General features: G+C 44.4%; 18 protein-coding genes. 4 read left to right on the top strand and 14 right to left on the bottom strand.

What is annotated here, in order from left to right:
* Positions 1–51 precede the first annotated feature (51 nt).
* Genes FOF60_RS00860 through FOF60_RS00845 form a run of 4 tightly spaced genes read left to right on the top strand, consistent with a single transcriptional unit; the run spans position 52 to position 3,289 of the window.
* Positions 52–1,074 carry an S-adenosylmethionine:tRNA ribosyltransferase-isomerase gene (locus FOF60_RS00860; protein WP_192472761.1) on the top strand — a complete coding sequence of 341 codons (1,023 nt, stop codon included), beginning with the start codon at positions 52–54 and terminating at the stop codon, positions 1,072–1,074.
* Positions 1,075–1,086: 12 nt separating this feature from the next.
* Positions 1,087–1,464, top strand: coding sequence for a VOC family protein (locus tag FOF60_RS00855; RefSeq protein WP_192472762.1), 378 nt, complete (start codon positions 1,087–1,089; stop codon positions 1,462–1,464).
* 52 nt (positions 1,465–1,516) lie between these two features.
* A complete protein-coding gene (locus tag FOF60_RS00850; protein WP_192472763.1) occupies positions 1,517–2,635 on the top strand; it encodes a GAF domain-containing sensor histidine kinase in 1,119 nt (372 codons plus the stop codon).
* A gap of 12 nt (positions 2,636–2,647) precedes the next feature.
* On the top strand, positions 2,648–3,289 hold the full coding sequence (locus tag FOF60_RS00845; RefSeq protein ID WP_192472764.1) for a response regulator: 642 nt from the start codon (positions 2,648–2,650) through the stop codon (positions 3,287–3,289).
* Positions 3,290–3,389: 100 nt separating this feature from the next.
* Here the strand turns inward: FOF60_RS00845 and rpsI are convergent, their stop codons facing one another.
* From rpsI to FOF60_RS00775, 14 genes are all read right to left on the bottom strand, one after another.
* On the bottom strand, positions 3,390–3,782 hold the full coding sequence (rpsI, locus tag FOF60_RS00840; protein ID WP_167834112.1) for a 30S ribosomal protein S9: 393 nt from the start codon (positions 3,780–3,782) through the stop codon (positions 3,390–3,392).
* 20 nt (positions 3,783–3,802) lie between these two features.
* Positions 3,803–4,240, bottom strand: coding sequence for a 50S ribosomal protein L13 (gene rplM, locus FOF60_RS00835; protein WP_167834111.1), 438 nt, complete (start codon positions 4,238–4,240; stop codon positions 3,803–3,805).
* Positions 4,241–4,413: 173 nt separating this feature from the next.
* Positions 4,414–5,178, bottom strand: a complete 765-nt coding sequence (truA, locus tag FOF60_RS00830) for a tRNA pseudouridine(38-40) synthase TruA (protein WP_192472765.1) — start codon at positions 5,176–5,178, stop codon at positions 4,414–4,416.
* A 5-nt stretch (positions 5,179–5,183) separates the two neighbouring features.
* Entirely contained in the window at positions 5,184–5,981 is a 798-nt protein-coding gene (locus tag FOF60_RS00825) for an energy-coupling factor transporter transmembrane component T family protein (protein WP_192472766.1), read from the bottom strand.
* Positions 5,978–6,847: an energy-coupling factor ABC transporter ATP-binding protein gene (locus FOF60_RS00820; protein WP_192472767.1), complete on the bottom strand. Its 870-nt coding sequence runs from the start codon at positions 6,845–6,847 to the stop codon at positions 5,978–5,980. The genes FOF60_RS00825 and FOF60_RS00820 overlap by 4 nt, the downstream gene beginning before the upstream one ends.
* Positions 6,823–7,662 (bottom strand): energy-coupling factor ABC transporter ATP-binding protein, encoded by an 840-nt coding sequence (locus FOF60_RS00815; RefSeq protein ID WP_192472768.1) that lies wholly within the window; start codon positions 7,660–7,662, stop codon positions 6,823–6,825. The genes FOF60_RS00820 and FOF60_RS00815 overlap by 25 nt, the downstream gene beginning before the upstream one ends.
* Positions 7,663–8,062: 400 nt before the next feature.
* Entirely contained in the window at positions 8,063–8,425 is a 363-nt protein-coding gene (rplQ, locus tag FOF60_RS00810) for a 50S ribosomal protein L17 (RefSeq protein ID WP_041966509.1), read from the bottom strand.
* Positions 8,426–8,505: 80 nt separating this feature from the next.
* The gene (locus FOF60_RS00805) at positions 8,506–9,450 is read right to left on the bottom strand and encodes a DNA-directed RNA polymerase subunit alpha (RefSeq protein WP_192472769.1); all 945 of its coding nucleotides are present in this window, start codon (positions 9,448–9,450) and stop codon (positions 8,506–8,508) included.
* Between the two features lie 176 nt (positions 9,451–9,626).
* Positions 9,627–10,016, bottom strand: a complete 390-nt coding sequence (gene rpsK / locus FOF60_RS00800; RefSeq protein WP_023626407.1) for a 30S ribosomal protein S11 — start codon at positions 10,014–10,016, stop codon at positions 9,627–9,629.
* Positions 10,017–10,039: 23 nt separating this feature from the next.
* A complete protein-coding gene (rpsM, locus tag FOF60_RS00795; RefSeq protein WP_192472770.1) occupies positions 10,040–10,405 on the bottom strand; it encodes a 30S ribosomal protein S13 in 366 nt (121 codons plus the stop codon).
* Positions 10,406–10,428: 23 nt separating this feature from the next.
* Complete coding sequence (gene rpmJ, locus FOF60_RS00790; protein ID WP_003156543.1) at positions 10,429–10,542, bottom strand: 50S ribosomal protein L36; 114 nt, start codon at positions 10,540–10,542, stop codon at positions 10,429–10,431.
* A gap of 34 nt (positions 10,543–10,576) precedes the next feature.
* Entirely contained in the window at positions 10,577–10,795 is a 219-nt protein-coding gene (gene infA / locus FOF60_RS00785) for a translation initiation factor IF-1 (protein ID WP_019157108.1), read from the bottom strand.
* Between the two features lie 225 nt (positions 10,796–11,020).
* Positions 11,021–11,767 carry a type I methionyl aminopeptidase gene (gene map, locus FOF60_RS00780; RefSeq protein WP_192472771.1) on the bottom strand — a complete coding sequence of 249 codons (747 nt, stop codon included), beginning with the start codon at positions 11,765–11,767 and terminating at the stop codon, positions 11,021–11,023.
* Positions 11,767–12,417, bottom strand: coding sequence for an adenylate kinase (locus FOF60_RS00775; protein WP_167834104.1), 651 nt, complete (start codon positions 12,415–12,417; stop codon positions 11,767–11,769). Before FOF60_RS00775 ends, map begins: the two co-directional genes overlap by 1 nt.
* Between the last annotated feature and the right edge of the window lie 38 nt (positions 12,418–12,455).

The following is a 12,455-nucleotide window of genomic DNA, read 5'->3' as shown; positions in this document are numbered from 1 at the left end:
CAAAGGCATAAATGGCCAGCGCTTTGAAGCTCAATCAGAGGAGGGATTGTAATGGAAACAGGTGCACTGGATTTTATTCTGCCTGAAAACCTGAATGCGAACCTTCCTCCGGAAAAAAGAGGCCTAAGAAGGGATCAAGTAAGGTTGATGACGCTGAGCCGAAAAACCGGTGAAATGAAACACAATCGTTTTTATCATCTCCCCCGTTTCCTTCAGCCCGGTGATTTAATCATTTTAAATAATAGCCGCACCATCCCTGCTTCGCTACAAGGAGACTGCAGAAGGAAAGGAGTTCAAATTTCACCAAAAGTGGAAATCCGTTTAGCCAGACGGGTTTTCGCTGACACTTGGGAGGCTCTCATCATCGCAAACTCTGTCAGAGTGGGTGATACTCTGCACTTCTCAGAAAAATTGACTGCTAGGGTGATCGCTGAGACCGAGACATCTCCGCTAAAGACGATTAAATTCAATAAAAACGGGAGTGAGTTATTAGATCTAATCTATGTTCTTGGTGCCCCGATCCGGTATGAATATATCGAACAACCATGGGACCTCAATTACTATCAAAATGTATTTGCCACCCACCCCGGTTCTGTGGAGATGCCATCTGCCGGCAGAGCGTTTAGCTGGGAGCTGTTATTTGAATTGAAGAAGAAAGGCATTCAAATCGATTTCATTCAATTGCACACAGGGCTTAGTTATTTGCTAGAGGATCATGTGGACCCAAAAGAAAATCCTGAGGAATATCACATCTCTGAACAGACAATGGAAAAAATCCTCAAGGCTCATTCTTCTGGCAAAAGAGTCATCGCAGTTGGGACGACTGTCGTCCGGGCTCTCGAAAGCGCTGCGAGAAACGGAGAACTCTCAGGTACTACAAATTTATATATTAATCAGCAGTCATCTCTAAAAATAGTAGACGGAATCATCACTGGATTGCATGAACCAAAGGCTAGCCACCTGGATATGCTGACTGCCTTTTTACCAGAACATCACTTGCTTCATGCCTATCATCAAGCAATCCATGAAGGTTATTTATGGCACGAGTTTGGTGATATGAATCTTATCATATAATAGGAGGTATTTATGCGCCTTCATCATATCGGCTTGGAAGTAACCAATCTTGAAGAGTCGATAAATTTTTATACAGATTTATTGGGCTTAGAACTGGAAAGCAGGCTTTCTTTCCTGGGGGAAAAGATTGCGTTCCTAGCGTCCCGTCATTTCCGGCTCGAACTAGTATGTCATCCACATAGCACAAACTCGGTCCATATTTGTTTTGAAGTTCCCGACCTTCAGCAAGTGATCAAAACTTTAGAGTCAAACCAAATAGCAGAAGGACCTTATAAACTGGATAACGGCTGGGAAACAGTCTTTTTTGAAGGACCCAATCATGAAATGATCGAATTTTACAGGTATCACCTCCCCGCAAAGCATGCACCAGTTTTTAACATCCGCAATTGAAAAAATGAGCTATAATGACATTAGATAACAGGACGGTGAAGGAGGTGCTGGAATGACTGAGGAAAAGCAATATGAAGAAATCGGCATCCTGAAAGAAATTGCAGAGCTGTTAAACGAAGGAACAGACACGAAGACTATGCTATCTGATGTCCTGAAAAGGCTTTTGCATATAACAGGACTTCAAACTGGCTGGATTTTTCTTATTGATGCTCACGGAAACCACGAACTTACGGCAGATTTCGCCCTTCCACCCGCTTTGGCAATGAATCAGAAGGAAAGAATGTGTCACGGTGAGTGCTGGTGTGTGAATAAATATAATAACCATACTTTAAAAAAAGCAAGTAATATCATTGAATGTAAGCGAATTGAAGACGCACTTGACGAAGGTGCTGGGGAAACCTGTGGATTAACCCATCACGCTACTGTCCCCCTCCGCGCCGGAAAAGAACGGTTCGGCTTATTGAATGTGGGGTCACCAAACAAAAAACATTTTCATAAAAATGAGCTTGCCCTGCTCGAAGCAATTGCCTATCAAATTGGTACAGCATTAAAACGCATCAAACTCACTCAGCGTGAACAAGAAACAGCTCTTGTTGCGGAAAGAAACCGGCTTGCACGGGACCTGCATGACTCGGTGAACCAGCTATTGTTTTCTCTCAGCCTGACAGCCAGAGCTGGAATGGAAATGACAGAGGATGAAGCTGTGAAGCAAACCTTTAGCTATATGCAGGACTTGACCCAGGAAGCACTCGGAGAAATGAGATCACTCATTTGGCAGCTGAAGCCTCAGGGTCTCGAGAATGGACTTGTCAGCGCACTAAAGAGTTATGGGGAAATGCTTGGTCTGACTATAGAGGCAAAGGTGACGGGAGCAACCAGCATGCCCGGAAAAGTTGAAGAAGCTATATGGAGAATTGGACAAGAAGCAATCGCCAATTGTAAAAAGCATTCCGGTGTCCAAGAGGTCTTTTTATCACTTCATGCTTCTGAAAATGAGGCCACTTTAACCATTAAAGATGGGGGCTGCGGCTTTCATTATAATGAAAACCTTTCAATTCCTTCATTAGGCTTAAAGAATATGAAAGCAAGGACAGAAGCACTGAACGGCCTGTTTCGATTGCGAAGCCAATTGGGAAGTGGAACCGAAATAAAGATAACCATTCCACTCTAGGGGGAAAATACAATGAGTATACGCATATTAATCGCAGACGATCATCATGTCGTCCGAAGAGGCCTCGTCTTTTTTCTAAAAACTCAAAAAGACCTTGAAATTATCGGAGAAGCCGAAAATGGCAGAAAAGCGGTTGAAATGGCAAGAGAGCTCAAGCCTGATATTATCTTGATGGACTTAGCCATGCCTGAAATGAATGGAATTGAAGCTACGAAGATGATTAAAGAAGAAGACCCAGGCATTAAAATCATGATTCTCACCAGTTTCTCCGACCAGGACCATGTCATCCCCGCACTAGAAGCAGGTGCCTCCGGATTTCAATTGAAGGATATCCAGCCTGATGAACTTGTTACATCCATCAAGAAAATGGTCAAAGGAGAGAACCAGCTTCATCCGAAAGCCACTTCACATTTACTAGCCAATTTATCAAACAGCAGCAAACCAAAAAAAGGCTTACAAGAAGAACTAACGAAAAGAGAACTGGAAGTCTTAAAAGAGATCGCTAAAGGAAAGAGCAATAAAGAGATTGCCGCCTCCTTGTATATCACGGAAAAAACGGTAAAAACACATGTATCTAATTTGCTGGCAAAACTCGAACTGGCTGACCGGACCCAGGCTGCCCTTTTTGCAGTGAAAAATAAATTGGTGAAATAAGAAATAGCTTGATTACAGGCTCTGCAATGTATAATACTGTTTCGATGAAATAAAAAAGCTCTCAACCAATTGGTTGAGAGCTTTTTTGAAGCGCCAAAAATTAACGCTTTGAGAACTGAGGTGCACGACGAGCGCCTTTAAGACCGTATTTCTTACGTTCTTTCATACGAGCGTCACGAGTCAGTAGTCCAGCACGCTTAAGTGTTGGACGGAATTCTGGGTCAGCTTGAAGCAATGCACGAGAGATACCGTGACGGATTGCGCCAGCCTGGCCAGTGTATCCACCGCCATTTACGTTAACGTGGATATCGTAGCTTCCTACAGTTTCAGTAGCAACAAGCGGCTGCTTAACTACTTCACGTAGAGCTGCGAATGGGATATAATCTTCAATTTCACGATCGTTGATTGTAATTTTTCCAGTGCCTGGTACGAGACGAACTCGCGCAACGGAGCTCTTACGACGACCGGTACCGATATATTGAACCTGTGCCAAGTTAATTACCTCCTTAATAATTATCCGCGAAGTTCGTAAACTTCAGGTTGTTGTGCTTGATGTGGATGCTCGTTACCAGCATATACATGAAGCTTTTTAAACATTTGGCGTCCAAGAGAGTTCTTTGGAAGCATACCTTTGATTGCAAGTTCAAGCATCTTTTCAGCGTAGTTTGTACGCATTTCAAGAGCTGTTCTTTGCTTCAATCCACCTGGGTGCATTGTGTGGCGGTAGTAGATTTTGTCAGTCAATTTCTTACCAGTTAGTTCGATCTGAGAAGCGTTGATGATGATTACGTGATCACCAGTGTCAACATGTGGTGTGAAAGTTGGTTTATGTTTACCACGCAGAATAGCTGCAACTTCAGTTGAAAGGCGACCTAGAGTCTTGCCTGCAGCGTCAACTACGTACCATTTACGCTCGATATTGTTGGCATTTGCCATAAACGTTGTACGCATGAGTTTCCCTCCTAAATAGTCAAAAAAAAATCAAGTTCATTTTGGTATATTTTCAAACACGATAAAGCTCTTCCGGGGCTGATCGTGGGTTTAAAATACATACATATGATATCTTAACCTGTGGTTGAGAGATTGTCAACACCAGGAATAGTTGTCATATCATTTTTTTAAAATTAATTTCCGAATCGATGATCTTTATCGCCATAAATAACCTTCCACAGATACAGCCCGTGTCCAGGAGCCGTCTTGCCGGCCTGCGTGCGGTCCTGTTCTGCAAGCAGCTGGTGCATGCTGTCAGCCTGCCTCCTGCCTGTCCCTACCTCCAGCAATGTCCCGACAAGGATCCTGACCATATTATATAAAAAGCCATTACCGACAAACCTGAAAACCAGCAGTCCGTTATCTTCAAAAATATCAATTTTCTGCAAGGTCCTCACACGGTCTTCCACTTCAGTCTTGGCCGAGCAAAAACTAGTGAAATCATGTGTGCCAAGCAGCAGCCTTGCACCCTCTCTCATTGCGTCGAGATCAAGTTCATACTGGAACTGGTAGGCATAGTTCCGCTGGAAAGGGTCGCGATGCTTTGATAGCAGCAAAAAATAACGGTACTCCTTGCCGACAGCATCAAAGCGAGCATGGAAATCCGGCCTGGCATATTCTACTGAGCTAACAGCAATATCATCAGGCAGTAATGAATTAAGCGCTATTTGCCACCTGGCAGGCTCAATTTCAAGCTTTGTATCAAAATGGATAACCTGGCCGCGGGCATGGACTCCTGCGTCTGTACGGCCTGATGCACTGACTCTGATGCTTGTACCCTTGTGAAGCTTCTCAAGGGCCTTTTCCAGCTCACCCTGGACCGTTCTTTTGCCAGGCTGGACCTGGTAACCGGAGAAGCCGGTGCCATCGTATGAAACTATGCATTTGATTCGCGGCATAATGATTACCCTCTTAAGATGATTAATAGGATCGTGACAGCTGCCAGGAACAGAATCAGCATAGTATCCGGCACTCCCCAGGTCAACTGGCGGTATTTCGTCCGGCCTTCGCCGCCCTTGTAGCCCCGTGCTTCCATTGCGACTGCCAGTTCTTCGGCCCGCTTGAATGAACTGATGAACAGCGGAATCAGCAATGGAACAATCGCCTTGATCCGGTCTTTGATTGGACCGCTGTTATACTCCACTCCCCTGGCTGTCTGCGCCTTCATGATTTTGTCAGTCTCCTGCATGAGCGTCGGAATGAATCTCAGGGAAATCGACATCATCAATGCCAGTTCATGGACGGGGAATTTTAACTTCTTTAAAGGATTCAGCAATGTCTCCAGACCATCTGTAATCTCGATTGGAGTAGTGGTCAATGTCAAAAGTGATGTGATCAGAATCAGCAGCAGGAACCTCAGCGAAATAAAGATACCCTGCCTTAACCCTTCTTCATATATTTTCAGCCATCCCAGATCTAAGATGACATCGCCTTCCTTGGTCATGAAGATATGAAGCAGGAACGTGAAAATCACCAGCAGGAATACGGGCTTGAGACCGCCGTATAAGAATCGCAGTGGAACCCTCGACAATCCTACCATGATAAGAGTATAAGCTGCTAAAACTCCATACGTAACGACATTGTTCGCGATAAACACGACGATGACGAACAGGAAGACAGTGATCAACTTAGAACGCGGATCCATCCGATGAAGAATGGAATCTCCCGGCACGTAACGGCCAAAAATCATTTTCTCCATCATTCTGGAACGCCCCCTTCCAGAAGCTCTGCCACCATTTGGGCAAGCTCCTCCTCGGAAAGGCTGATTTTGCTGAATTTCGTTTTGAAGGCTTCTTCAATCTTCAGCTGCAGGCCGACTACCTCTGGTACATCAAGGCCCAGTTCAATCAATGCTTTCGGATTCGAGAATATCTCATCAGGTGTCCCTTTTGTAAAAACCTTCCCCTGATGCATGACGACAATTTCATCCGCATAGCGGGCAGCATCTTCCATGCTGTGGGTAACAAGTACAGTAGATAAATTTCTTTTTTTATGAAGTGAATAAAATAAGTCCATGATTTCTTTACGCCCGCGTGGGTCAAGACCCGCAGTAGGCTCGTCCAAGACAATGACCTCTGGCTCCATTGCCAGTACGCCAGCAATGGCAACACGGCGCATTTGACCGCCTGAAAGATCGAATGGTGATTTTTCAAGAATTTCTTCAGATAGTCCGACAAGATTGATAGAGGCTCTTGCTCGCGCCTTTGCTTCCTTCTCGGTAACGCCAAAGTTCATCGGGCCAAACATGATATCCTTTTCCACTGTTTCTTCGAATAGCTGATGCTCCGGGAATTGAAAGACAATGCCCACCTTCTCGCGGACACCCTTTAAATTCTTCTCTTTGCGGCCAGCTTTGATTTCCCTGCTGCCGATCAAAACAGAGCCTTTAGTCGGCTTTAACAGGGCATTCAGATGCTGCAGCACAGTTGACTTGCCAGAACCCGTATGTCCAATCACCGCAAGGTATGTTCCAGAAGGTACATCGATGGAGACATCTGAAATCGCAAGTCGTTCGAAAGGGGAATCAGCCTGGTAACGATATTCTACATTTTTGAGTGAGATGTCCATAGTTCCGTCACCAGCTCTTCTTCTGTCAAATATGATTTCGTAAGTGAAATTCCTTTTTTACGCATGATTTTGCTCATTTTTACAGGGAAGGGAATATCCAGCCCCAGCTTGATCAGCTCTTCATCCAATTCAAAAATTTCCTCAGGAGTTCCTTCGCGGTATAGCTCTCCTTTGTTCATGACGATGATTCTGTCCGCTTTCGCAGCCTCTTCAAGATCATGTGTTATCGATATGACCGTTATGTTCTCTCGATCTTTCAGCTCACGGACCGTTTCGATCACCTCAGCACGGCCTCTTGGATCGAGCATCGATGTTGCTTCATCCAGTATAATGATCGACGGCTGCAGTGCCAGGACACCTGCAATGGCCACACGTTGTTTTTGGCCGCCTGACAGATGGTGCGGCTCTTGATTTAGAAAGGTTCCCATATTGACTTTATCAAGTGAATTCTGCACGCGCTCTACCATTACTTCTCTAGGTACGCCGTGATTTTCCAGACCAAAAGCCACATCATCCCGAACCGTTGTTCCAACGAACTGGTTATCAGGATTTTGAAAAACCATTCCTACATTTTTTCTAATATCCCAAATCGTATCCTCTGACAAAATAATCCCACATACCTCGATTGAACCTTCCTGCGGGAATTGCAGGCCGTTCAATAGCTTGGCAAGTGTTGATTTTCCAGAGCCGTTATGCCCGACAATCGCCAGCCACTCTCCTTCTAAAATATCAAAAGTGATATTTTTTAGCGCGGGAGTCTGCTGCCCTTCATAACTGAAAGATACATTTTCTATTCTGACTAAGGGTTTGCTCATCTCCGCCCTCCTCTCAACTCATCTTAACTGACTCTTCTGATTCTATCTTTTTTCGATTATAATAAAATTCTTTGTATATAAAAAAAGCCTGCACCTCTCCCCGGGCGGAAGCGATCCGCATAGTGCAGGGTCCTGAATGGACTGGGGAGAAGTACATGAGCTAGACGAGACAGGCAGAACAGCTCCGGTTATCGCTAACCGATTCAGGAGAGTCCCGAAGTAACCGGCCGATGGGGCCAGTGAACTCTTCTTTCCCAGTGGCCTGCGCATCATAACGCTCGTTTTTGGCTTGTGCTGCTTTTTTTAGTTTTCGAAAGGGATTTACCCTTTATAGCAAAAAAAGGGGATGAAACAAGTTTGTATAAACTGTCCATCGCCCTTGTTTGAGTGTTTAATGGTATTAAACTAACTCGATGATAACCATTGGCGCACCGTCACCGCGGCGTGGTCCAAGTTTCATAATACGAGTGTATCCACCTTGGCGCTCTGCGTAGCGTGGAGCGATGTCAGCAAATAGTTTTTGAACTGCATCCTGGTTTGTTTCAGCGTTTGCAACTTCATTACGAACCCAAGCAGAAGCTTGACGGCGAGCGTGAAGATCTCCGCGCTTTCCAAGAGTAATCATTTTTTCAACAACTGAACGAAGTTCTTTCGCACGTGTTTCAGTAGTTTCAATACGCTCATTGATAATCAAATCAGTTGTTAAGTCACGTAGCATTGCTTTACGCTGGGCACTTGTGCGTCCTAACTTTCTGTATCCCATGAGTGTTTCCCTCCTTTGTTGAAGTCATAAGCCGGCAGTTATTAGTACTGACAGCAAAATGCCTAGTTAACCTGCATTAACTAGTCATCTTTGCGTAAGCCTAAGCCTAGCTCTTCTAGTTTTGCTTTTACTTCTTCTAGTGATTTTCTGCCAAGGTTGCGAACCTTCATCATATCTTCCTCTGTCTTGTGAGCAAGCTCCTGGACAGTGTTGATACCGGCACGCTTTAAGCAGTTATATGAACGAACAGAAAGATCTAGTTCCTCAATCGTCATCTCAAGGACTTTTTCTTTTTGGTCTTCTTCTTTCTCTACCATGATCTCAGCATTTTGAGCTTCGTCAGTTAAACCGACAAAAATATTCAAGTGCTCAGTCAGGATTTTTGAACCCAGTGCAATAGCTTCCTTAGGACCTGTGCTGCCATCTGTCCATACGTCAAATACCAGCTTGTCATAATTCGTCATTTGCCCTACGCGTGTGTTTTCTACTTGATAAGAAACGCGTGAAACCGGTGTATAGATTGAGTCGATAGGAATGACACCGATCGGCTGGTCTTCCCGCTTGTTTTGATCAGCAGGATTGTACCCGCGGCCTCTTCTTGCATTCAGGCGCATACGCAATGAACCTTTGCTTGAAAGTGTCGCGATATGAAGATCCGGATTAAGGATTTCAACATCACTATCATGCGTGATTGCCGCTGCAGTCACTGGACCCTCGCCCTGTAAATCAATTTCAAGTGTCTTCTCTTCATCAGAGTAGATTTTCAACGCTAATTTCTTAACGTTCAAAATGATTGATGTTACATCTTCTACGACGCCTTCAATTGTTGAGAACTCATGAAGTACTCCATCGATTTGAATCGATGTGACAGCTGCACCTGGGAGTGAGGATAATAGGATACGACGTAAGGAGTTACCCAAAGTTGTACCATATCCACGCTCAAGCGGTTCTACGACAAACTTGCCGTACTTGGCATCATCGCTGATCTCAACCGTTTCGATTTTTGGTTTTTCTATTTCGATCATCAAATATACCCTCCTTTAAAACGTCGAAACCCCGGCAGGCTCTTTACCTTACCGAAATTCCCCCATGTATACGTTCCCGTTTGTGCACAACAACTGGATTAATGATTTCTGTATACCTAGAAAATATTTGTATCATATCCCATTATAGACAGGACTACAAATTCTATACAGAAAAATTAAACACGGCGACGTTTTGGCGGGCGGCAGCCGTTATGTGGAACTGGAGTTACATCTTTGATTGCTGTAACTTCAAGACCTGCTGCTTGAAGAGCACGGATTGCTGCTTCACGTCCAGCACCTGGTCCCTTAACAGTAACCTCAAGAGTTTTCAAACCATGTTCCATAGAAGTTTTAGCTGCAGTTTCTGCTGCCATTTGTGCTGCGAATGGAGTGGATTTACGTGAACCCTTGAAACCAAGCGCACCTGCACTAGACCATGATAATGCATTACCATGTACGTCTGTAATTGTTACGATAGTATTGTTGAAAGTTGAACGAATATGCGCAACTCCACTTTCAATATTCTTTTTGACGCGGCGTTTGCGTGTATTAGTTTTACGAGCCATTTAAAGTTACCCTCCTTTACGGATTATTTTTTCTTGTTAGCTACAGTCTTACGTGGACCTTTACGAGTACGTGCGTTGTTCTTCGTGTTTTGACCGCGAACAGGCAAGCCACGACGATGACGCAAGCCACGATATGATCCAATTTCCATTAGACGCTTGATGTTTAGTGAAACTTCACGGCGAAGGTCACCTTCAACCTTTAGCTTGTCGATGATATCACGGATTTTGTTAAGTTCCTCTTCAGTAAGATCGCGAACGCGAGTGTCTTCAGAAACACCAGCCTCAGCTAGAACCTTCACAGCAGTTGATCTGCCGATTCCGAAAATGTATGTTAAAGCAATAACTACACGCTTTTCACGTGGAATATCTACACCAGCAATACGTGCCATCTAGATGCGCACCTCCTTTAGAATTATCCTTGTTTTTGTTTATGTTTAGGGTTTTCACAGATCACCATAACTTTGCCTTTTCTGCGAATAACTTTGCACTTTTCGCAGATTGGCTTAACAGATGGTCTCACTTTCATTACTCTAACCTCCTTGATAGTACGGAGTCACGGTTTATTTAAAGCGGTAAGTAATTCTTCCGCGAGTCAAATCATATGGAGAAAGCTCGACTGTTACTTTATCTCCAGGCAGGATCCGAATGAAGTGCATTCTGATTTTGCCGGAAACATGAGCCAACACTGTATGACCATTCTCTAATTCTACCTTAAACATTGCATTAGGCAAAGTTTCCAATACTGTGCCTTCAATTTCAATTACATCATCTTTCGCCATAAACTGGTCTCCCTTCCTTATTCAAATCGTATTAAATCATATACTCCGCGTTGACGGAATGTAGCTTCCTATTGGTGACACGTTCTAAGCAGCAAGCAATTGAGAATATCATTGAGAAATACTCAACCTTATGATTATAACATAAAGCTGGCATCCCGTCCGCATAGAAATCTCATTTCCGCCTATTTAAAGACTAAAAACAGAACTAGACGGCCAATCACTTCATCAGGCTTTTGTTAAAATCTCAAAACCAGTTTCTGTGATCGCGATTGTATGCTCAAAGTGGGCACACATTTTACCGTCAACCGTTACAACAGTCCAATCATCGGCTAACGTATTCACATAGCGGCTTCCTGCATTCACCATCGGTTCTATGCATAGAACCATACCAGGCTTCAGCCTAGGTCCTCTGTTAGGAGGTCCGTAATGAGGAATTTGCGGGTCCTCATGCAATTCTTGCCCAATTCCATGGCCGACATACTCACGAACAATAGAAAAGCCTTCTGATTCCACATACGTTTGAATCGCATGGGAGATGTTCGAAAGACGTTCCCCTGGCTTGGCTTCTTTCAAGCCTATGAACAAAGACTCTTCAGTCACGTCCAAAAGACGCTGGGCTTCCTCATCAATCTTTCCTACCGGGTAAGTCCATGCAGAGTCCCCGTGGTATCCGTTGTACTTTGCTCCGATATCGATACTGATGATGTCGCCTTCGTTCAGAACCCGTTCGCCAGGAATCCCGTGAACTAGTTCGTTATTAACTGATGCACAGATGCTGCCGCGAAAACCATTATAACCTTTAAAAGAAGGAGTTGCACCTTGTTTGCGGATGAAATCCTCGGCAATTGCATCCAGTTCTTTAGTTGTAATGCCAGGAGCAATATGCTTCTTCAACTCCTGGTGAGTCATCGCTACAATGCGACCTGCTTCTCGCATAATCTCTATTTCACGAGCGGTTTTACAAACGATCATTAATTCAAGCCCCCGAGCAATTCTTCGATATCAGCGAATACGACATTAATGTCTTGCTGACCGTTGATATTGCGTAAGTAGCCTTTATCTTCATAGAAGTTCAACAGTGGCTTTGTCTGCTGGACATTTACATCCAGGCGGTTTTGAACAGTTTCGGCATTATCATCAGCGCGCTGGTACAGCTCGCCGCCACAACGGTCACAAACGCCTTCCTTTGCAGGAGGGTTGAACACAAGGTGATAGGTAGCGCCGCAGTTCTTACAAATCCTGCGTCCTGTCAAACGTTCCATCAGAATGCTTTGATCAACATCAATGTTGATGACATAATCAATTTTTTTGCCAAGATCAGCAAGCATAGTATCCAGTGCTTCAGCCTGGGCAACTGTGCGCGGAAATCCATCCAAGAGGAATCCTTTTTCACAGTCAGCTTTGCTTAAGCGCTCACGGACAATCCCGATTGTTACTTCATCAGGAACTAGCTCTCCTTTGTCCATAAATGATTTTGCCTGTAATCCAAGTTCCGTTCCTTCTTTGATAGCTGCACGGAACATATCTCCTGTTGAGATATGAGGGATGTTGTATTTACCAACAATTTTATCGGCTTGCGTGCCCTTCCCGGCACCCGGAAGCCCCATCAGAACCAAATTCACAAGATTTCCCCCCTCAGTCTCTATTAAAGATTCAGGGA

It is taken from the genome of Mesobacillus jeotgali, from assembly GCF_014856545.2.
Taxonomy (GTDB): Bacteria; Bacillota; Bacilli; order Bacillales; family Cytobacillaceae; genus Mesobacillus.
Note: the sequence above shows the minus strand (reverse complement) of the source record. Positions and strands in the feature narration are given on the sequence as shown.